Origin of the sequence: Streptacidiphilus sp. PB12-B1b, from assembly GCF_014084125.1 — a bacterium.
Taxonomy (GTDB): Bacteria; Actinomycetota; Actinomycetes; order Streptomycetales; family Streptomycetaceae; genus Streptacidiphilus.
Map to the genome: position 1 here is coordinate 848,240 of NZ_CP048405.1, position 19,840 is coordinate 868,079.

The following is a 19,840-nucleotide window of genomic DNA, read 5'->3' on the forward strand; positions in this document are numbered from 1 at the left end:
AAAATTTCATGACAGAACGGATATGCCGGGCGCCCTGGAGTGCCCGGCATATCCGTTCTGTGGGCACATAAGCGCTGGTGGAAGCCGTGTGACACCAACTCCTGAAGAGCCCTGCTCGTTCTCCATCGTTGCAGGCTGGACCTGCCTCTGCCGTTGATGCGTGTAACCGCAGGTCAAGGGTGCCATTCGGCGGCCCTGGGCCACCAGCTCAATCTCGATGCGCGCGACAGTTCCGGCCTGTCCCTGATGAGCGTGCACCCCGAGACTGAGACCCAGCCGCAGGACGCTGTGGTCTGGATCCGGGAGGGGGCAGTCCAGAAGCTGTTCCAGAAGATCGAACAGTCCACCGAGGACACCCGTGGCGGCAACCCGAAAAACAATGCCCTGGTCGCCAACATCGAACAGATTGAACGGGCGACCATCCGGAGCCTCTGGCTGGAGGAAGCCCGAGTACTGCGCACGAACGCCTGCCTCGGAGATTCGCAAATCCAACTTCACCGAGGACCTGCACAGCAGCGAAGCACGTGACCTGCACTCCGACCTCGTCCACGACCTGGCAGCCAGGGTGTCCCCCGCCGCCCCGGACGCTCCCGCAGTCGCCCTCCTGGACACGGGCATCGACGAGGGGCACCCGCTGCTGCGGGCGTGCATCATCGGAGCCCACACGTTCATCCACGGCGAGGGCGTATACGACAATGCCGGCCACGGCACTCAGATGGCGGGCTTGGTGATCTTTGGCGACACCCTTGACGGGGCCCTCGGTTCCCGTGCCACCGTGAGGCTCGACCACCACGTGGAGTCTGTGAAGATCCTCTCCCGCGGCCGGGACCAGCGCAGGCCCTATGGCGAGGTCACCACGGTCGCCGTCAGCACAGCTGAGACGGCCGAAACGGAGAGCAACCGTCAGCGTGTCTTCGCGATGGCGTCACCATTGGTGCGCGCGGCGATGCCGGAGGGCGTCGAGAGTCGGGAAGGCACCCCAGGTCCGTCGGCGGCATGAGGGGATCGTTCAGGAAGCCTGCAACCCGGAAGCGCGCTGATCCACTTCGCACGTGTGGGTATCTGGTCTGCGGCCAGCCGTGCTGTTCCAGGGCAGGACGAGACCCGGTCCCCTGAGCTGTCGCAGGGCGATCACCTCCGACCCCGACTGCCGCGAGCGCCTCACCTCCGTCCGCAGCGTGCTCCACGCGGCCGGTCCTGGGCAGGCAGTTCGAGCACTCGCATTTACCTGGCAGGGAATTGGTTCGACATCAGCGGCGCCGCAAACTTGCACCCATGACCGATTTCCAGATCCACACCGTTCACTCCGCCCCCCAGGAAGCGCAGCAGGCGCTGGCGGTCCTCAATGACGCGTTCGGGTTCGTGCCCAACGGCGCCGGTTTGATGGCCAACTCCCCGACGCTGCTGAACACCTTCCTCTCGGCGTTCGGCCACTTCCGCGGCAACGGCACGTTCAGTCCGGCCGAGCGGCAGGTACTGCTGCTGTCCAATGCGGTCGCCAACACCTGCGCCTGGGCCGTGGCCTTCCACTCGCTGGAAGCCCTGGCGGACGGGGTCGATCCCGACACCGTCCAGGCCCTGCGCCGCGGGGACCTGCCCGCCGACCCGCGCACAGCCGCTCTCTCCAGCCTCACCAGGGCCCTCATCGCCAGTCGCGGCCACCTCCACCACACACAGGTGGCAGCATTCCTCGCGGCCGGGTTCACCCAGTCCCAGTTGTTCGAGGTGGTGACCGGTGCGGCGATCTCGACGATGACCAACTACGCTGCGAATCTCGCCCAGCCCCCGCTGGAAGGACCGGTGCAGGCGCACGCCTGGACCAGGGCACACTTGAGCGATGTCTGACATAGGCCCCCTGCTCAAGCACTGGCGCAACGCCCGGCGACTGAGCCAGCTGACGCTGGCCGCCCAGGCATCGGTCTCCATCCGGCACCTGTGCTTCCTGGAGACCGGCCGGGCCCGTCCAAGCCGCGCCATGGTCCTCAGACTCGCCGAAGTCCTCGATGTACCGCTGCGCGAACGCAACACCCTGCTGCTCAGCGCAGGATTCTCCCCCCAGTACCAGGAGTCCCCGCTGGACGCGCCCGCACTGAGCGCGGCGCGCGGCGCCCTTGATGCGATCCTGGCGCAGCAGGAACCCTTCCCCGCCCTGGTGATGGACAGAAGCTGGGACATCCAGCACACCAACGCCGCCGCCCGCAGGTTCTTCGCCTACCTCAACGACGAGCAGGAAGCCACCCCGCTCGGGCCACCGAATGTGCTGCGCCGCATGTTCCACCCCGACGGAATCCGCCGGCATATCTCCAACTGGCACGAAGTCGCCGAGGCCCTGATCCGACGTGTCCGCAAGGAAGCACTCGGCGGTGTCACCGACGAACGCGCCCAGCGCATCCTCGACGAGGTGCTGGACTACCCCGGAGTACCCCAGGAACTGCGAACCCTGGACCCTGCCACCCCGCAGCTGCCGATCGTGCCCGTCCACTACGTCCGCGCCGGTCGCCGGTTCGACTACTTCTCCACCGTCACCACCCTGGGCACACCACAGGACGTGACCCTCCAGGAACTGCGCATCGAATGCTTCTTCCCCATGAACGACCAGACCCGGACACAAGCCCGCCACCTGGCCGAGTCAGGAGCGTGTCCCAGTAACGGGCAACCGGCCTGCGTTTCGTGATCTTTCGTGCGGGATGACAGCGGTATGCGTGGTGGGGATGGGCTGTTCGAGGTCGAGCCGGTCGAGCAGAAGCAGTCTCAGGGTCGTCCGGCGGCGCCCGTTCGTCGCCGACCCTCGGCAGGAGTGCGGCCGAAACGTCGAGGGCCCGGTCCGGTACCCGCTCTCGTATTCATCCGGGAACAGCGAAGGTGCGTTGACGGCATAAGCTGGGTGGATGGCGCGACGTGTACCCGGCATCCGACTGCGGATGGAAGAGACTGCGTTGCAGCTGTACGAGGCCCAAGGCCTGGCGAACACGACCGCGGCCGAGATCGCCTCCGCAGCGGGCGTGACGGAACGCACGTTCTTCCGTCATTTCCGCGACAAGCTCGAAGCCGCTTTCGGGGACGAAACCCGCCTGCGGGACACCGCTGCGGCTGCGGTGGCGTCCGCTCCGGCTGGGATGTCCGCGCTTCCCGCCGCGGAGCATGCCCTGTCGGTCATTGCCGGTGACTTCGACTGCCGCCGTGACAGCATTCTGCGCCGGGCCCGGGTGGTGGAAGCGAATCCGGAACTGCGCGAGCGGGAGATGAGCCGGGCCGCAGAGTGGGCCACCGTGATGGCCCGAGGGCTGGTCGCCCGGGGTGTCGACGAGCATCGTGCGGCGATGGTGGCGGGGGTTGCACTCGCCTTGTTCCGCACCGCGTACGAACGCTGGGCCCAGGACGGCACCGCCGACCTGACGACCGAGCTGCAAGAGGTCTTCGCGGACTTCCGCGCTGAGGCCGCCGCGTTGGTGTAGGCGCCGGGGTTCCGGCGGGTCCCGGCCGCCTTGCCCACAGGCGCCCGGAAGGAAGAAGCGTGCGCATCGGGCGGGCGCGTGGCGGCACCGGCCGTCAGCCCGCTGAGGTCCGGCCGCGAGTCCGCGACCGGGAGCCCGTCAGCGTCAGTTACTGACACAGCAAGGCTCGCGGCAATGTATGCTGCATACTGTGTCAGTTACTGACACAGTATGCGCGTCCGGGGCCGCTGGGCCAGGTGGAGTTCCTGCCGGCTCCGGTCACCCCGCACGCCGGTCATGCGTACGGCCACCAGGCGAGAGCGCCGGGCCCACGCCCGGTGGGACAAGGACGTAGAGATGCAGATCGCACTTATTGGCAGCACCGGTGGCATGGGGACCTTCATCCTTGAGGAACTGGCCTCCCGTGGGCACGACATCAGGGCCGTCGTGCGCAGGCCCGGAGCCGTTGCAACAGCCGGGCATCTCACATCGGTGCAGGCCGATGTGTACGACACGGCCGCACTGAGCGAAGCACTGAGGGGCGTCGATGCTGTCGTCAGCGCCTTCAACCCGGGATGGCACGAGCCGGGTCTGTACGAGAAGTACCTCCTGGGGGCGCGGAGCATCCAGGGCGCCACCGCGGCGGCCGGGGTGGAAAGACTGCTGGTCATCGGAGGCGCCAGCAGCCTGTACAGCGAGGACGGCATACAGATGATCGAGTCGTTCACGCCGCCGGAGCCGTACGGCAGCGGGGTGCGCGCGGCACGTGACTACCACCAGGAGATCCTGACCGAGACGGGGTTGGACTGGGTGTTCTTGAGCCCTCCGATGGACTGCGGACCGATGGGTCCGGACGGCAGGACGGGGGTTTTCCGCACCGGCACCGAGCATCCGGTGGTCGACAAGAACGGCAAGAGCTCACTGTCCCGTCAGGATCTCGCGGTCGCGGTCGTGAACGAGATCGAGCGACCGGCCCACCACCGTCAGCGGTTCACCGTGGGCTACTGACCGTTCCGGCCACGCCGCTCGCCTGCCCCCGCACCGACGAACCGCACCTGCCCCGAGGGGGCAAGCGATGCGGACAACGCACCCCTTCCCCCTGAGCGCGACTCGAAGGAATTCCCATGCGCATCCTGTTCTCCGGGCCGCCCGACTTCGGCCATACGCTGCCCCTGCTTCCCTTGGCGCAAGCAGCCCGGCACGCCGGTCATGACGTTACGATCCTCACGCACACCAGCATGAGCCAGATGGTCAGCCCGCTCCGGGTGCTGACCACCGAGCCGCCCTTCGGCGCCCTGCGGGCCGAGACCGTCCGCCGGCTCATGGGCCCAGCGGCGGCCGGGACGGCGCCGCCCATGCGCAATGTGAACACCGGGCTCACCCCGGCCATGCTGGCCGAGCTCTTCGTTCGCGTCCGCGTGGATCTCAGTGGTGACGAAGCGCTTGCGCGCGGTCGGGACTTCGGCCCGGATCTGGTCGTGGCGGACGAGTTGGACGCCCTGGGGCCACTGATCGCCGCGGACCTCAAGGTGCCGTGGGCGACCCACTCCTTCGGGCTCGCGCCGGGCCTGCCCTTCTTGGAGAGCAGAGACGAGGCGATCACCGAGCGCTTGGCCGCACGAGGCCTCGTGCCCACCCCCCGCCTGGCATACCTCGACATGTGGCCCGACCTTCTCCAGCCGGACGACTGGACCCCGTCCACGGACCGAATCACCATCCAGCACCGGCCTTTTCACCAGGACGGCGTCCCCTGGTCGGTGCCTGGCTTCCCGGGCCGTGAGGGCCTGCCCCTGGTGCTGGTCACCCTCGGCACGACAGCGAACGATCCGGACGTACTCAGAGCCATCGTCGATTCCCTGGCCACCGCGGACGTCAACGTGGTCGCCACACTCGGTACTCAGGACAAGGCCGACGCCTTCGAGACGGATCGCACACGGGTCTGCGTGGTGGGCTTCGTTCCGCTCGCGCAATTGCTGGAAGGCGTGAGCCTGGTCGTATCCGCAGCCGGGGCCGGCACGCTGCTGTCCCCACTGAGCAGGGGCCTACCGGCGGTACTGCTGCCAGCCGTCGCCGAACAACCGCTCAACGCCGAGCGCGCTGCAGCCGCTGGCGCCGCCGCCGTTGTGACGAAGCCGGAAGAGATCGGCGAGGCCGTCCGGCGAGTACTGGCCGACACCTCCTACCTCTCGGCCGCCCGGAAGGCCGCCGAGCAGATCAGGCACATGAACGCCCCGCAACAGGCGCTGGACCTGCTCCTGGAACGATGGAACCGAGGGAAGACCGGGGGCTAGCCAGTAGGGCTTGGTCGGGTTCGCATGGCTGTGGGTATGTCGCGGTGGCAGGTGGGGCAGGCGCCGGCCCAGGTTGCGAGGAGCAACTGCAGCTCGCGGATGATCTGGTAGAGGCTCAGGTCGGCGTGGCGGCTCTTGGGGCGGTGGCCGGCCTTCGCAGGGTGCAGAGGGCGTGGGCGAGGGAGGCCGCTTGTCGATCGCTTCCCCAGATCGCGGCGCAGAGCGTCGAGTTGCGCATCCCAGCAGGTCAGGTCGAGCCCGGCGGAGTGGAGCAGCACGACCGGCGTCCCCCCTCTCGGTCCGGTGCGGATGGCCTTGACAGCGGTGGCGTTGGTCGCGGTGGTGGAGAGCATGCATCCCGCGTCTGTCAGCGCAGCCATCATGTCCAACGATGAGTAATGATGGGATTGATCACCGTAGATGATAAAATCCGGCCGTGGACCTTCGCCAACTCGAATCCTTCGTCGCCGTGGGCGAGACCGGCAGTTTCACCCGGGCCGCTCAGCGGTTGCATCTCGTCCAGTCCGGGCTCTCCACCTCGATCCGGGCCCTGGAGCGGGAGTTGGGCGTCGAACTGTTCACCCGGACCACCCGCCGGGTCGATCTGACCGACGCCGGACGGATGCTGCTGGCCGACGCACGGCACATCCTGGAAAGCGTCGAGCAGGCCCGGGGCGCGGTGCAGGGCGCGGCTGGCGGGATGCGCGGCACGGTGCGGTTCGGCATCATGCACTCGCTGACCGCCCCGGAACTCCTGGACGCCCTGGCCGTCTTCCACCGCGAGCGGCCGCAGGTCCGGCTCCTACCGCGCACCCACGCCGCCGGGTCGGCGGGGCTGGTGCAGGGGGTTCTGGACAACGAACTCGACTTCGCTGTCGCCGCGTCGGCAGCCGAACCGGCCCTCGGCCAGGTCGAGTTCGTCCCGCTGCGCTCCGAGCGGATGATCCTGGTGTGCCCGCAGGACCACCAGCTCGCCGCACGCAAGCAGGTCCGGCTCGCGGAGCTGACCGACGAGCCGTTCGTGGACGTGCCCGCCGGGTGGGGCAGCCGCGCCAGTGCCGACCGGCTGTTCGCCTCGCTCGGCCTGGCGCGCCGGGTCGAGATCGAGGTGGGCGACGTCGCCACCGTCGTGGACCTGGTCCGCGCGGGCCTGGGCATCGCGCTGATCGCGCCGTCCTCCGCGCCGTCGCCGATCGGAATCCCGGTGCTCAGGCCGCTGCCCGCGCCGAACTTCGACGTCAGCCTGGTCCTGCCGACGACCCGGAAGCTCGGCCCCGCCGCCCGCGACCTGGCGACCGCCGTACTGGCACGCGTCAGCAGCCGCCCGGGCGCCGACGCGGTGAGGTAGGCGGCAAGCCGCCGGGTTCAGCGGGGTGGCTTGGTCGCGGCGTGTTCCGGGGTCAGTAGTGCCGCCCCGGCGCACTCGGCCAGCCAGCTCTGCGCGTCCTCGTAGGACCAGCCGTTGTCCTCCACCAGTTGGCGCCACGAGTGCAGGCCGAAGAAGTACCAGAGCATGTCGGTGGCCCGCTCGACGCCGAGGCCGCCGCGCAGGGCGGACAGGTCGTCGAGCCTGCCGGCCACCGCGCCCAATGCCTGCCGGTAGGCGGTGACGGCCTCCCGCATTGCCTCGGCGATCTCCGGCACGGTGTTGGCCGTGGAGAGCATCAGCGCGACCATCTCCCGGCTCGCCTCGTTGCTGTACCGGGTACCGGCTGCGGTCAGCCGGATGACCTCGCGCGGATCGTCGGCCGAGGCCACCGCCGTGAGAGTCTCCGTGGTCCGGGGCTCGTTGACGCCTCTCTCGATGAGGGCGCGCAACAAGGTCGGCTTGCCGCCCACGCTGGTGTAGACGGTGGCCACGGCCACCCGGGCCTTGGCGGCGACTTCGTTCACCGTGGTCGCCGTGTACCCGCGGCTGGAGAACAACTCGGAGGCCGCGGCCAGGATCGCCTCCCGGGTGTAGGCGGCGCTGTCCTGTCGGCGGCTGGCTCGATGCTGGATCGATGCTGTCACGACTTCATCATACCGACTTCTTCTCATCAGAATCATATTCTATCGAGTAGATGCTATTCTGATAGGCATGAAGATCCTTTTCTCCAGCACGCCAGCCTTCGGGCACCTTCTCCCGTTGTTCCCGCTGGCCCGCGCGTTCCAGGGGCAGGGCCACACTGTCGGAGTCCTCACCGCGGCCGGCCTGGCGCCGCTGCTCGAGGCCGAAGGCTTCGAGGCGCTCGCCGCAGGCCCCCTGCCCGACGTGCTGTTCGCCGAGGTGGCGCGGCGTACTGGCGCCGACCCGGCGGCCGATCCCACCCCTGAGGGTGTCGCGGAGTTCTTCGCCGGCACCCGCGTCGACCTCTCCGCACCCGAGGCGATAGCCGCGGTCGACTCCTGGGCCCCCGACCTGGTCGTGAGTGAGCTGTTCGACTTCGTCGGACCGCTTGCCGCCGCGACGCTCGGCACCCCGGTCGCCACGTTGGCCTTTGGCCCCGCTGTGCCGCCGGCCTTCCTGGAGGCGATGCGCGCCCTCGTGGCGTCGCGCTACCGTGACCGGGACCTGCCCGCCCCCATCGCCGTGCCCTCCGGTCGCTGGCTGCTCGACACCTGCCCGCCCGGCCTGCAGTTCGACGGCGTGCGGCCTGCCGCCGAGCACCTCCCGCTCCGGCCCGAGCCGCACCAGGGAGCCGAGGCGGCCGCTTCCAGCCCCTCCACGTCGGCCGCGGCCCGCCCGCGGGTGCTCGTCACCTTCGGCACCCACTTCGCCGATCCGGCTGTCGTCGGCCCGCTGCTGCACGCCCTGGCCGACCTGGACGTCGATCTGATCGCCACCCTCGGCGTGGACGGCAAGACCGACGACTACGACCTCGCACCGGGACGGGTCGACTTCGCACCGTTCGCACCCATGGCCCAACTCCTCGAAGGTGTCTCGGCGGTGGTCACCCACGGCGGCGCGGGCACCACCCTGGGCGCGCTCGCCCGAGGCATCCCGCTGGTCATCCTGCCGCAGGGGGCGGACCAGTTCGTCCAGGCCGACCGGGTCGCCGCCGCCGGCGCGGGCACGGCGCTGCCGCCGGGCGGGAACGCTCCCGAAGCCGCAGCCGCCGCGCTGCGTACAGTGCTGACCGATCCGGCCTTCGCCGCCGCGGCCACCCGCATCGGCGACGAGATCGCCGCCATGCCGTCACCCGCCGCCGTCGCCGAATGTCTCATCGCCGACCTCAGGGGCTGACCGCCCGCCCCGCAGTCCCTGCGGATCGCGGGGGTGCCCGCGTCCACAACCGTCCGCAACGCTTGCCGCGTCACCGCTCCACGGCCGCAGCGCAGGGAGACCGGTGGATACCCGGTGGCCAGAGCCTTCTTGATGACCTACGGCTTCTGGCCCCCGGCCACGGCGAACCCGTGCCGCATGGGGATTCGAGCCGGCGAAGGTCCACGGACCGAAATTTATCAGCTACGGTGATCAATCCCATCATTACTCATCGTTGGACATGATGGCTGCGCTGACAGACGCTGGATGCATGTTCTCCACTGACGCCACCGCGACCGACGCCACCGCTGTCAACGCCATCCGCACCGGACCGAGAGGTGGGACGCCGGTCGTGCTGCTCCACTCCGCCGGGCTCGACCTGACCTACTGGGACGCGCAACTCGACGCCCTGCGCCGCGACCACGACGTGGTCGCCCTTGATCTGCCCGGACACGGAGGCAGTCGGGGCCGGGCGGAGGAGATCACCGTCGAGCACGTGTCGGCGGCGATCGGCGCGGCCATCACCGACCTGGACGCCGGCCCGGTGCACCTCGTCGGCCTCTCGGTCGGCGGCCTGATCGCCCAGTCGATCGCCTTGGACCGTCCGCAACTCGTCCGCTCCCTGGTGCTGATCGACACCGCCGCCAACTTCTCGCCCGGCGGCCAGGCCGCCATGCGCGAGCGCGCCGACACGGCCCGGCGCGAGGGCATGGCCGCGGTCCTGCCGGGCCTGTTCGCCCACTGGTTCATGCCCGACACCCTCGCGCGGCGGCCGCATCTGGTGGACCGCGCCACCAAGACGCTGCTCCACGACGACCCGCACACGCACGCGGCACTGTGGGAGCTGATCGCCGCCTTCGACGTCGCCGAGCGGCTCCCGGCGGTCACCGCGCCCACGCTGGTCCTGGTGGGCGAGCACGACTCCAGTTCTCCCCTGTCCAGCGCCCGGCACCTGTGCGAGGCGATCCCCCGGGCGCGTCTGCGGATCGTCCCGGACGCCGCCCACCTGTCCCCCATCGAACGGCCGGACACGGTCACCGGCCACATCGACGCCTTCCTGAACGAGGTGACCCGATGAGCCGGATACCGCTCGCCGACAGCGCGACACTCAACGACTCGCAGCAGGCCCAGTACAACCGGTTCCCGTCCAACCTCACCCGGGCCGTGCTGCTGCTCGACGACCGGCTGGCCGGGCTGCTGCCCGAGTCCGCCAACGCGCTGCGCGCGACCGACCTCGACCCCGCCTGGCGGGAGGCCGCGATCCTGCGGGTCGCGGCGCTGAGCTACAGCGCCTACGAACGCTTCCAGCACCTCGACCAGGCCCGCGCGGCCGGCTGGAGCGAGCAGCAGATCTCCGACATCGAGTCCGGCCGCTTCGGCCGACTCGACGCCGAAGTCGCCGCCCTGCTCACGTTCGTGGACGCCTGCGTGGCCGGCACCGACACCACCGACGAGACCTTCGGCTCCGCCCGAGCAGTGCTGACGGACCGTCAACTCGTGAACGTCATCGTCCTCGTCGGGCACTACATGACCGTCGCCCGGATCACCGGCATCCTGCGGATCGAACTGGACGACGCACCCGACGCATGGACCCACGACCACTGAAACCATCCGCCACGACCGTCCCGGTCGCGGCGAACCCGACAGGAAGAGTCTCATGGACCACAGCAGCGTGCATGGCGTGGTGGAAACGGGCTGGATGGCCTCGGCGCTGCCGAGTCTGGCCGAGTACATCAAGATCCCCGCTCTCTCACCCGACTTCGACGCCTCCTGGGCCGAAACCGGGCACCTGCGCAGGGCCGTTGAGCATGTACGGGACTGGATCGCCGCTCGCGGGCTTCCGGGCGCCCGCTTGGAGATCCTCCAACTGGACGGCCGCTCACCGCTGTTGGTGGTCGATGTGCCCGCGACCCCGGGCGCGGTCGCCCAGGGAACGGTCGTCCTCTACGGCCACCTCGACAAGCAACCCGCGGCCGGCGATTGGTCCGAAGGGCTCGATCCGTGGCAGCCGATGGTCCGCGGCTGCCGGTTGTACGGCCGCGGCGCGGTCGACGACGGCTACGCGGGGTACGCGGCGGCGCTGGCGATCGAGGCCGTGCACGCGACCGGCGGCGAGCACGCCCGGTCGGTGCTGCTGCTGGAGACCGGCGAGGAGTCGGGGAGCCGGGACCTGCCCGCGTACGTGGAGCACCTGGCGGGCCGGCTCGGCGACGTCTCGCTGGTGGTCTGCCTGGACGCGGGCGGCGGCGACTACGAGCGGCTGTGGCTGACCACCAGCCTGCGCGGGATCGTGCAGGCCACGGTGAAGGTCACGGTGCTGACCTCGCCTCAGCACTCGGGCCTGGCCGGCGGCATCGTGCCCAGCTCGTTCCGGGTCCTGCGCGCGCTGCTGGAGCGGGTCGAGGACGCCGGGACCGGCAGGATCAAGCTCCCGGCAATGAACGTGCAGATACCGGCCGAACGCCGGGCCGGGGCCGAGGCTTTGGCCCGGTTCGACCCCGGCGCGCCGAAGCGGCGGCACCCGTTGGCCGACGGCGTGCGTCCGGAGTCCGAGGACGACGTCGAGCTGATCCTCAACAGCACCTGGCGGCCGGCGCTCGCGGTGACCGGCGCGTCCGGGCTGCCGGAGCCGGCCGACGCGGGCAACGTGCTGCGCGCCTCCACCTCGCTCAAGCTGAGCTTCCGGCTCCCGCCGACCGCCGACTCCCGGGCCGCACTGGCCGAGTTGGAGCAGGCGCTGACCACGGACGTGCCGAACCACGCGCAGGTGGAACTCGACGACGTCTTCGCACAGGACGGATGGAACGCGCCGACGCCGGCGCCGTGGCTGACCCAGGCACTGGACTCGGTCGGCGACGCAGTGCTCGGCGGCCGGCACCAGGGCGTCGGCATCGGCGGCGGTGTGCCGTTCATGACGATGCTCGCAGAGCACTACCCCCGGGCGCAGTTCCTGGTCACCGGGGCGCTCGGCGCGGACTCGAACATGCACGTGCCGGACGAGTGGCTGAACCTCGCCTTCGCGGCGAAGGTGACCGAGGCCGTCGCCCACGTGCTGGACGCCCACGCCCGGGTCTAGCCCGCGCCTTGCCCACGACCCGACCCCAGCAGGCAGTTGACGCAGTGGCCGCCAACCGAGAGGAACCCATGTCCGAGATCCGGAGCCTGTTCTACGTCGAACCGGGACAGGTGCGATGGCGATCGGTCCCCACGCCGGTCCTGGCCGCCGACACCGACGCGCTGGTACGCCCGATCGTGTCCAGCACCTGTGACCTGGACCGGCGCATCGTCACCGGGCGCACCCCGATGCCCGGACCGTTCGCCCTCGGCCACGAGGCCGTCGGCGAGGTCGTGGCGGTGGGCGACGCCGCGGGCGCGGCCGGGCTGCGCCCCGGCGACCGGGTGGTGATCCCGTGGCACCTGAGCTGCGGTACGTGCGTGCACTGTCTGGCCCGCCGACCGGCGAACTGCTCGGCCACCCCGCCGCTGGCCGCCTACGGCGTCCCGTTGGGCGGTCCGCACGGGGGTCTGTTCGACGAACTGGTCCGAGTCCCCTACGCCGCGACGTCGCTGGTGCCGCTGCCGGACGGGCTGGATCCGGCGGCGGCCGTCTCCTGCTCGGACAACCTCACCGACGCCTACCAGGGCGTACGCGACGCGATGGCCGAGCACCCCGACGCCAGGGTGCTGATAGTCGGCGGGACCGCCAGCCTCGGGCTGTTCGCGGTGATGTTCGCCGTCGCCCTCGGTGCGGGTGAGGTGACGTACATCGACAAGGACCCGGAGGCCGTGGCGCTCGCCACCCGGCTCGGCGCCGCGCACGTGATCTGCGGCCGGCACCCCGAGCGCGTCGAGGGCGTCTTCGAGGCCACCGTGGACGCCTCCGGCAGCGCCGCCGGCCTGGCCTGCGCGCTGAGGTCCACCGCCCCGGGCGGGACCTGCTCGATCCGCTCGGTGTACTTCACGGACATGCCGTTCCCGTACTTCGACATGTACGCCGCCGGCATCACCGTATGCACCGGCCTGGCGCAGATCACGCCGAACGTGCCCGTCGTGCTCGACCTGCTCCGGACCGGGGCCGTCCAGCCGGGCCCGGTCTACTCCGCACCGCTCCGCTTCGACGACGCGCCGGCGGTCCTGCTCGACCCGCCCCGGAAACCGGTCTTCGTCCGCTGACCCCACCGCCCGGGATCCGTCCGCCCAATCGCAGAGACACTCGACGACGTCACCTGTTGAGCACCCGCCGCCGACGCCGGGTTCCTGCTGTGTCCCCGCTCACCAGTAGGCTCAATACGGCAGCTCAGAAAGCCACAGGGGACTGTCACGACACGGCTCCAGCGGCCCGGATTTCGCCCGTATGAGGATGAGAAATGATGGGCAACGACGAGATCCATCGAGAGTGATTTTCGCAGCTCAGTGATCATGTCGCCGCATCGTTGCAGGTCAGCGGCTTGACTGGGGAAAACTCCTAAAGCCGGTGTCGCAGGTTCGAATCCTGCCTGGGGCACAAAGCAGGACAAAATTTCATGACAGAACGGACATGCCGGGCGCTTCAGAGTGCCCGGCATGTCCGTTCTGTGGGTACATAAGCACTGGTGGAAGCCGTGTGACAGCGACTCCCGAAGAGCGGTGCTCATTCTGCATCGGCGGGGGTTGGGCGCGCCCGTGTCTCTGACGCGCGTAGTTGCTGGTCGAGTCGCCCCTTGAAGGCGACGGACTCATACGGGGCATCTGTTGGGCGGAGGTGCTGCTGTCTATCGGTACGACGGGCTGACCTGCGGCTTTGCCGCGGAGCCTGCGACGCGCCCGGATTTCGCCCGCATGACGCTGCGCGACTGGCGGATGATGGTGACGTATCGTCACATCATGCAGGCGGTGGATGATACATGCTGGTGAACGCCCTGCTGCGTATCGCCGTTGGTGTCCATTGGCCAGAAGTCTTGATGTGGGGCGGGCAACGGAGTTGGGCATGGCCGTTGCCCCACGGGGAGTGCGGTACGCATTTTGTAGGCATGGCCTCGGGCTCCCCCCGCTGGAGCTTCTGGAGCGGGCAGATCGCTGTGGATCACCGCGGGCATCCGGGTGGACTTCAGCCACAAGCGCTGCCGCGGGCTGCTGTACCGGGTCACGTCGCAGGTGCGCAGCGGGCCACCCAGAATCGTCGGTCGGTGCAGAGGACGCGGCTCACCTTCTGGTCGGCGGCCTGCTGGTGGTCGGGATGGGCCAGGGTCTGATGGCGGGCCCAGCAGCGCGGATGCTCGGCCACGACGTCGCTGTCTGGTGGTGACGCGGATCAGGTCGGCGTCGCAGGACCCGGCGGCCGCGCGGGTACACGGAGTCGAAGCGCGGTGTGGATGCTGTGACCCGGGGCGGTTTGTGCCAGTGCCTTCAGAATGGTCCTCCGCCTCAGTGTTCTCCTGAGGAGGATTTCGAGGAGGGCTCGGTTCGCGCCGGGACGCTTGCCGCTCCCCAGGGGGCGCTGGCGCGGGGGCTGTCGGGCGGCTCCGTCAGGTGTGGAAGGGATCCCCGGTCAGGGCGATGAGGCGGGCCACGGATGGGCTGATCGGGCCCAGGAGCAGGGCGGTGCGCGAGTATGAGGCGTGGACACTGATCCGCAGCAGGGCGGCGAGTCCCGCGCAGTCGATGAAGGCGATTCGGCTCAGGTCGAGGGTGAGTACCGAGGGCAAGGCGCCGAGGTGGGCGGTGGCGGCGGATTCGAGGGTCGGAGCGGAGTCGAGGTCAAGTTCTCCGCTCACGTGCAGGACGAGGCCGCCGGGTGCGCGCTGTGCCGTGGTCGTCAAGGGGATGCAGGTCCAGGGCTGTCGGAGTCGACGCCGACGTGGTCGGTGCGGAGGCACTCAGGTGGCACCCGCGACGCGAGGTGTTGTCGCCCGCTGACGCGCGGTCAGGCCACCCCACACACCGTAGGGCTGCCCGGTTCTGTCGGCGAAGGCGGCGCACTGGTCTACCACGGCGCAGCTCCGGCAGACCCTGAGGGCGTGTTCCTCGCGCCGTCGCCGGGCGGGGCCGCGTTCGCCGGTCGGTGAGAAGAAGCTCTCGGAGGCCATGCCCCTGCACGTCTTCAGGGCGATCTGCGGCTCATGCGCGACAAGCCCCTCGCGTGCCCAAGGCGCGCTCAGCAGTCCTCCGGCCGCCGCGCGCAGCAGAGGAATCAGCTGTCTGACTGCACCCGCTTCGCCGGACGAGCGCAGTCATTCTGCGGATTCCGCCGCAGTAGCGGAGCACCCGAGCATGGGGATCACAAGGTTCCTACCAGGGAGGACTTACGGAGATGAGTGTTCGACCCAACATCGTCCTCGTCCACGGCGCGTGGGCGGACGGTTCCTGCTGGAGCGGTGTCGTCGAGCGTCTGCAGGCCGACGGCTACCACGTGACGGCGCCGCAGTTCCCGATGACCGCGCTGGCTGCCGACGTCGCTCGGCTGCGGCAGGTTCTGGAGTTGCAGGACGGCCCGACGGTCGTCGTGGGCCACTCCTACGGGGGGCAGATCATCACGGCGCTGGGCGCCGACGCCCCGAATGCGGCGGCTCTGGTCTACGTCGCCGCGTTCGCGATCGACCAGGGTGAGTCCCTGGGCGGGCTGCTGTCGCAGGGCCCTGTGCCCCCGGCTGTGGCACACCAGTTCATCGACAAGCAGGGCCTGGGCTGGCTGCCGGAGGACGACTACGTCCACCACTTCGCCGCCGACGTCGACCCGGTCAGGGCCAGGGTCATGCACGCCGCTCAGCAGCCGCTGGCCGCGTCCACCTTCGGCGACGTGATGGGCGACCCGGCCTGGACGCACCTGCCCTCCTGGTACCTGGTCGCCACCGAGGACCAGGCCATCCCGGCGGACGCTCAGCGCCTGTTCGCCCGGCGCATGGACGCGGTCACCGCGGAGGTCACCTCCAGCCACGTCGTCATGGTCTCCCACCCCGACGAGACGGCGCAGCTGATCAAAAAGGCGGCTGAGGTCGTCGCCGTCAACGCCGGCTAGCACACCCTGCGCCGCCCAATCCGGGCGGTTCGCAGAGCAGCACACGACAAGGAGACAACTGATGCGCATCATGTCGACGACTCGGCCGAAGCTGCGGGTGACGGCCATAGCCGTCGCCCTGGCCGCTGCCGCGATCGCTGTTCCGGCCAGCCAGACCGCGTTCGCCAGCACGAGCAGCAGCCCCACGGCGGCCGTTGCCACCGCGAACACCGCCGTCAAGCCCAGCATCGTCCTCGTCCACGGTGCATGGGGCGACAGTTCGAGCTGGTCGGCGGTGGTCAGCCGGCTGCAGGCCGACGGGTACACCGTCTATGTGCCGCCGAACCCGCTGGAGGGGCTGTCGACCGACGCCACCTCGATCCGGGACTTCCTCGACACCATCTCCGGCCCCGTCATCCTCGTCGGCCACTCCTACGGGGGCGCCGTCATCACCAACGCCGCAACCGGCGACGCGAACGTCAAGGCTCTGGTCTACATCGACGCGTTCGCCCCCAACGAGGGACAGACCATCGGGCAGCTGGTGACCACCGTCCCGGGATCCTGCGTCACCGACGACGCCAACCTCACCCTGGTGCCCTACCCGGGCGCCCCGGCGGGCGCGGAGGACGCGTACATCAAGCAGAGCGCGTTCGCCAGTTGCATGGCCAACGGCCTACCCGCCAAGGAAGCAGCTCAGCTGGGCGCCGTCCAGCGGCCGCTGACCACCGCGGCTCTCACCGAGGCGTCGGGTGTCCCGGCGTGGAAGACCATCCCCTCGTGGGCGGTCGTCGGCACCGCGGACAACGCCATCCCGCCGGCCGAGCAGCTCGCCATGGCCCAGGCCGCCGGTGCCCACATCACCGAGGTCAAGGCCCCGCACCTGTCCATGGTCAGCAACCCCGGCGTCGTCACCAAGGTCATCCTGGAGGCCGTACACGGCAGCTGACGCGGCGTGGCCCTGGGAGGGGCTTCGAGTTCCCGCGCACCCGCCGCACCGCGGCGTGACGGAAGTGCTGGCCACACTGCGGTGCGGCGGGTGATCCGGTGCCGCCGGGCTATTGCGCCGCGTGTTCTCGTTCCCGCGCGGCGAGGCGCGCGGCGGCCTCGGGTGCTGCGCCGGCGCCGATCTGCTGGTAGATCCCGACGGCTTCGCGCAGGGCGTCGAGGGCGGCGGGTCGCCGGCCTTGGGACCAGAGGCAGTCCGCCTGGCCGTCCAACGCCGCGGCTGTGCCCGGCAGAGTGCCGAGTTGGCGGGTGATTTCAAGGGCCTGAGCGTAGGAGGCCAAGGCCTGGTCGTGGCTCCCGGTCTGCGCGGCCAGAGCACCTGCTTCGATCAGCGTCAGGGCGTGGCCGACGCGCAGTCCGCTCCGCTCGTGCAGGTCCAGCGCCTCGCGGCACAGTTCCTCGGCGGTCGTCACGTGTCCCACACAGCGATGGGAGCGGGCGAGGGCGATGAGGGCTTCCCCGATCGACTCGGGCCGTGCGGCCTCGCGGAATGCCGCGAGGCTGGCCTCGATGATCTCAAGGGCCTCGGTGTGCCGCCCGGCGGCCTGTCTGACCACCCCGAGAGTCAGGCGACCGTGCGCCGCGCCGATCTCGTCCCCGTGTCTGAGGAACGAGGCGAGCGAGGCCTCGGCCAGGTCGGCAGCGCTGCCCTGGTCGCCGACCTCGAGCCTGCAGTGGGCCAAACTGCGCAGCACCACCCCCTCGAAGAGGCGGAGCGAGTCGATGCTCCTGACCAACGGCAGGGCCTGCTCGAAATGAGCGAGTGCCTTGTGGAACCTGCCCATGGTCGTCTCCGCTGCGGCGAGGATGGCCAGAGTGGGCGCTTCCACCGAGTGTTGGCCGAGAGCCTGATTGATGGTCAGGGATTTCTTGAGGTGGGCGATGCTGGCCGAGGGGTTGACACCCTCGCTTGCCAACGCGAGTGCCAGCAGGGCGGCGGCCTGCCCCGGGGGATCGTCGACTTCATGGAAGATCTCCAGCGCGCGCGTTCCGAAGCCGGTCGCCACGGGAAGCTCGGCCAGGTTCGTGTGCGCCCAGCACAGCGAACGCAGCTGTACCGCCTGGCAGTGCCGCTGTCCGGCATCCTCGTAGAGCCGCAGGGCTTCGAGGTGCACGGTCACTGCGGCCCTGTACTCCCCGTTCAGGAAGAGGAACTGGGCCAGCCGGGCGAGGATGTCAGCTTCCATGACGGGGTTGTCGAGGTCTTTGACGGCCTCGGCGGCGGACCGGAACAGCCGTATGCCGTCGACCCAGGGGCCGTCGACGAAGAGGGTGAAGTTCAGCGCCTCGGTGAGGTTGACGGCGCGCAGCAGCCGTCCGCGGGTGCTCGCGTGGGCGACGGCGGCGGTGATGTTGTCGCGTTCGGTGCGCAGCCAGGCGAGGCGTTCGTCGCGGGCCGTGAACTGGGGCGCTGCAAAGGGTTCTGGCGTGTCCAGTTGGCGGTCGCTGACGATGAAGCCGTCGCCGGGGGTGTCGCTGAGCGTGCGGGCGCCGTGCTCGTAGTAGTCGAACAGGTGGCCGATGGCTGTTTCGGCCTCGCCGTTGTCGGCGGTTGTGAGTGTGCGGGCGTAGTCGCGTACGAGGTCGTGGAGGCGGTAGCGGCCGGAGGTGTGCTGGATCAGGAGGTTGTGGTCGAGGAGGGTGTCGAGCATGCGGGCGGCGGTACGGTGGTCGCTCTGCAGGAGGTTCGCGGCAGCGTAGGGGTCGAAGTCCTGTCCGGGTATGAGGCCCAGGAACCGGAAGAGGCGCTGCAGGCCGGGTTCGAGCCTGCGGTAGGAGCCTTCGAAGGCCGCAGTGAGGCTGCGGTCCCCGTCGGCCAGGGCGTCGAGTCTGTGGTGGTCGTCGCGCAGCTGCCGGGCGAGGTCGTCCAGGGTGAGGGCGCTCCGGTGCTTGAGGCGGGTGGCGGTGATGCGCAGGGCCAGGGGGATGCGGCCGCACAGATCGGCGATCTGCTCGGTCAGGTGCTCGTCCGACGCGTGGATGCGGCCGGGGCCCGCGACGCGGCGCAGCAGCGCGACGGCGTCCTCGATCGGCAGCGCGTTCAGATCGATGAGGGTGGCGTCGTCGAGTCCGGGCAGGCGCCGTCGGCTGGTGACGATGACCAGGCAGCTGCTGGTGCCCGGCAGCAGCGGACGCACCTGCGCGGTGTCGGCGGCGTTGTCGAGCACCACCAGGGTGCGGGTGCCGGCGAGCCGGTCGCGCAGCAGCGCGGAGCGCTCGGCCTCGCCGGCGGGAACGGACTGGGCCGGCACCCCGAGCAAGGGCAGCAGCCGGCCCAGGGCGTCCAGCGCGGTGACGGGCTCGGCCAGCGGGTCGTAGCCGTGCAGGTCGATGAAGAGCTGCCCGTCCGGGAAGTTGGCGGCCAGCCGGTGCGCGGCATGGACCGCGAGCGTGGTCTTGCCGACTCCGGCCATCCCGCCGATCGCGTGAATGCCCACCACACCGCCCGCTGTGACGGCGGCGCTTGTCAGCTGGCCGAGTTCCCGCTGCCGCCCGGTGAACGAGGCCACGTCGCGCGGCAGAGACCGCACCGCCGGGGCGGCGGCTGCGGACACGGCCTCCAGCGGGCGGCCCCGCGCCGCGGTCTCGAACCGCGCCCGCTCAACGCCGATCAGGGACAACGCGCTGCCCAGCAGCCGCAGCGTCTCCCGCTGCGGGATGGTGGCGACGCCCCGTTCAAGGTCACTGACAGTCCGCAGACTCACCCCGGCCGCATCCGCCAGCTCCTGCTGGGTCATCCCTGCCCGCTTACGCTGCTCCCGCAGCTCAATCGCGAACCCGCCCGGTGTCTCCGCCATCGCACCCACCCCCAGTTGGCAGCCCTTGCAGGGGATTGTCGCAGGTGAACTGCGGTCAATGCCGTGTGTGGCCAGGATGTGGATCACGGGCGAGT

19 protein-coding genes are annotated in these 19,840 nt (G+C 70.0%); 15 read left to right on the forward strand and 4 right to left on the reverse strand.

From position 1 onward, the window contains the following. Positions 1-156: 156 nt before the first annotated feature. From GXW83_RS03945 to GXW83_RS03980, 8 genes are all read left to right on the forward strand, one after another. Positions 157-528 (forward strand): hypothetical protein, encoded by a 372-nt coding sequence (locus GXW83_RS03945; RefSeq protein ID WP_182441511.1) that lies wholly within the window; start codon positions 157-159, stop codon positions 526-528. A 37-nt stretch (positions 529-565) separates the two neighbouring features. Next, positions 566-1,000 (forward strand): S8 family serine peptidase, encoded by a 435-nt coding sequence (locus GXW83_RS03950; RefSeq protein WP_182441512.1) that lies wholly within the window; start codon positions 566-568, stop codon positions 998-1,000. 275 nt (positions 1,001-1,275) lie between these two features. Further along, positions 1,276-1,845, forward strand: coding sequence for a carboxymuconolactone decarboxylase family protein (locus GXW83_RS03955; RefSeq protein WP_182441513.1), 570 nt, complete (start codon positions 1,276-1,278; stop codon positions 1,843-1,845). Then, positions 1,838-2,674, forward strand: a complete 837-nt coding sequence (locus tag GXW83_RS03960) for a helix-turn-helix domain-containing protein (RefSeq protein WP_182441514.1) — start codon at positions 1,838-1,840, stop codon at positions 2,672-2,674. The genes GXW83_RS03955 and GXW83_RS03960 overlap by 8 nt, the downstream gene beginning before the upstream one ends. Positions 2,675-2,888: 214 nt before the next feature. Then, positions 2,889-3,455, forward strand: a complete 567-nt coding sequence (locus GXW83_RS03965; RefSeq protein ID WP_182441515.1) for a TetR/AcrR family transcriptional regulator — start codon at positions 2,889-2,891, stop codon at positions 3,453-3,455. Between the two features lie 336 nt (positions 3,456-3,791). Continuing rightward, positions 3,792-4,442 (forward strand): NAD(P)-dependent oxidoreductase, encoded by a 651-nt coding sequence (locus GXW83_RS03970; protein WP_182441516.1) that lies wholly within the window; start codon positions 3,792-3,794, stop codon positions 4,440-4,442. A gap of 116 nt (positions 4,443-4,558) precedes the next feature. After that, positions 4,559-5,725, forward strand: coding sequence for a glycosyltransferase (locus GXW83_RS03975; protein WP_182441517.1), 1,167 nt, complete (start codon positions 4,559-4,561; stop codon positions 5,723-5,725). 436 nt (positions 5,726-6,161) lie between these two features. Beyond that, positions 6,162-7,073, forward strand: a complete 912-nt coding sequence (locus GXW83_RS03980; RefSeq protein WP_182441518.1) for a LysR family transcriptional regulator — start codon at positions 6,162-6,164, stop codon at positions 7,071-7,073. 17 nt (positions 7,074-7,090) lie between these two features. Here GXW83_RS03980 and GXW83_RS03985 read toward each other — a convergent pair whose 3' ends face one another. Continuing rightward, positions 7,091-7,738, reverse strand: coding sequence for a TetR/AcrR family transcriptional regulator (locus GXW83_RS03985; RefSeq protein WP_182441519.1), 648 nt, complete (start codon positions 7,736-7,738; stop codon positions 7,091-7,093). Between the two features lie 67 nt (positions 7,739-7,805). Here GXW83_RS03985 and GXW83_RS03990 point away from each other — a divergent pair, with 67 nt between their 5' ends. From GXW83_RS03990 to GXW83_RS04010, 5 genes are all read left to right on the forward strand, one after another. After that, entirely contained in the window at positions 7,806-8,951 is a 1,146-nt protein-coding gene (locus GXW83_RS03990; protein WP_182441520.1) for a glycosyltransferase, read from the forward strand. A 289-nt stretch (positions 8,952-9,240) separates the two neighbouring features. After that, positions 9,241-10,047 carry an alpha/beta fold hydrolase gene (locus tag GXW83_RS03995; RefSeq protein WP_182441521.1) on the forward strand — a complete coding sequence of 269 codons (807 nt, stop codon included), beginning with the start codon at positions 9,241-9,243 and terminating at the stop codon, positions 10,045-10,047. Further along, a complete protein-coding gene (locus tag GXW83_RS04000) occupies positions 10,044-10,574 on the forward strand; it encodes a carboxymuconolactone decarboxylase family protein (protein ID WP_182441522.1) in 531 nt (176 codons plus the stop codon). Before GXW83_RS03995 ends, GXW83_RS04000 begins: the two co-directional genes overlap by 4 nt. A 52-nt stretch (positions 10,575-10,626) precedes the next feature. Continuing rightward, complete coding sequence (locus GXW83_RS04005; RefSeq protein WP_182441523.1) at positions 10,627-12,045, forward strand: M20/M25/M40 family metallo-hydrolase; 1,419 nt, start codon at positions 10,627-10,629, stop codon at positions 12,043-12,045. 68 nt (positions 12,046-12,113) lie between these two features. Next, the gene (locus GXW83_RS04010; protein WP_182441524.1) at positions 12,114-13,142 is read left to right on the forward strand and encodes a zinc-binding dehydrogenase; all 1,029 of its coding nucleotides are present in this window, start codon (positions 12,114-12,116) and stop codon (positions 13,140-13,142) included. Positions 13,143-14,473: 1,331 nt separating this feature from the next. Here GXW83_RS04010 and GXW83_RS04015 read toward each other — a convergent pair. Both GXW83_RS04015 and GXW83_RS04020 read right to left on the reverse strand, forming a co-directional pair. After that, entirely contained in the window at positions 14,474-14,824 is a 351-nt protein-coding gene (locus GXW83_RS04015) for an STAS domain-containing protein (protein ID WP_225446740.1), read from the reverse strand. Continuing rightward, positions 14,825-15,034, reverse strand: a complete 210-nt coding sequence (locus GXW83_RS04020; RefSeq protein WP_182441526.1) for a WhiB family transcriptional regulator — start codon at positions 15,032-15,034, stop codon at positions 14,825-14,827. A gap of 224 nt (positions 15,035-15,258) precedes the next feature. Between GXW83_RS04020 and GXW83_RS04025 the strand changes: the two genes are divergently transcribed. Both GXW83_RS04025 and GXW83_RS04030 read left to right on the forward strand, forming a co-directional pair. After that, positions 15,259-15,963: an alpha/beta fold hydrolase gene (locus GXW83_RS04025; RefSeq protein WP_182441527.1), complete on the forward strand. Its 705-nt coding sequence runs from the start codon at positions 15,259-15,261 to the stop codon at positions 15,961-15,963. 61 nt (positions 15,964-16,024) lie between these two features. Continuing rightward, complete coding sequence (locus tag GXW83_RS04030; protein WP_225446741.1) at positions 16,025-16,888, forward strand: alpha/beta fold hydrolase; 864 nt, start codon at positions 16,025-16,027, stop codon at positions 16,886-16,888. 109 nt (positions 16,889-16,997) lie between these two features. Here the strand turns inward: GXW83_RS04030 and GXW83_RS04035 are convergent, their stop codons facing one another. Continuing rightward, positions 16,998-19,745, reverse strand: a complete 2,748-nt coding sequence (locus tag GXW83_RS04035; RefSeq protein WP_225446742.1) for a tetratricopeptide repeat protein — start codon at positions 19,743-19,745, stop codon at positions 16,998-17,000. Positions 19,746-19,840 lie beyond the last annotated feature (95 nt).

Excerpts from the sequence above, each read along its gene's own strand:
- GXW83_RS03965 (WP_182441515.1), top strand. The coding sequence starts at position 2,889 with ATGGCGCGACGTGTACCCGGCATCCGACTGCGGATGGAAGAGACTGCG.
- GXW83_RS04005 (WP_182441523.1), top strand. The coding sequence starts at position 10,627 with ATGGACCACAGCAGCGTGCATGGCGTGGTGGAAACGGGCTGGATGGCC.
- GXW83_RS04035 (WP_225446742.1), bottom strand. The coding sequence starts at position 19,745 with ATGGCGGAGACACCGGGCGGGTTCGCGATTGAGCTGCGGGAGCAGCGT.
- GXW83_RS03945 (WP_182441511.1), top strand. The coding sequence starts at position 157 with ATGCGTGTAACCGCAGGTCAAGGGTGCCATTCGGCGGCCCTGGGCCAC.
- GXW83_RS03975 (WP_182441517.1), top strand. The coding sequence starts at position 4,559 with ATGCGCATCCTGTTCTCCGGGCCGCCCGACTTCGGCCATACGCTGCCC.
- GXW83_RS03990 (WP_182441520.1), top strand. The coding sequence starts at position 7,806 with ATGAAGATCCTTTTCTCCAGCACGCCAGCCTTCGGGCACCTTCTCCCG.
- GXW83_RS04025 (WP_182441527.1), top strand. The coding sequence starts at position 15,259 with ATGAGTGTTCGACCCAACATCGTCCTCGTCCACGGCGCGTGGGCGGAC.
- GXW83_RS03960 (WP_182441514.1), top strand. The coding sequence starts at position 1,838 with ATGTCTGACATAGGCCCCCTGCTCAAGCACTGGCGCAACGCCCGGCGA.
- GXW83_RS04000 (WP_182441522.1), top strand. The coding sequence starts at position 10,044 with ATGAGCCGGATACCGCTCGCCGACAGCGCGACACTCAACGACTCGCAG.
- GXW83_RS04010 (WP_182441524.1), top strand. The coding sequence starts at position 12,114 with ATGTCCGAGATCCGGAGCCTGTTCTACGTCGAACCGGGACAGGTGCGA.
- GXW83_RS04020 (WP_182441526.1), bottom strand. The coding sequence starts at position 15,034 with ATGGCCTCCGAGAGCTTCTTCTCACCGACCGGCGAACGCGGCCCCGCC.
- GXW83_RS03970 (WP_182441516.1), top strand. The coding sequence starts at position 3,792 with ATGCAGATCGCACTTATTGGCAGCACCGGTGGCATGGGGACCTTCATC.
- GXW83_RS03955 (WP_182441513.1), top strand. The coding sequence starts at position 1,276 with ATGACCGATTTCCAGATCCACACCGTTCACTCCGCCCCCCAGGAAGCG.
- GXW83_RS03995 (WP_182441521.1), top strand. The coding sequence starts at position 9,241 with ATGTTCTCCACTGACGCCACCGCGACCGACGCCACCGCTGTCAACGCC.
- GXW83_RS04030 (WP_225446741.1), top strand. The coding sequence starts at position 16,025 with ATGCGCATCATGTCGACGACTCGGCCGAAGCTGCGGGTGACGGCCATA.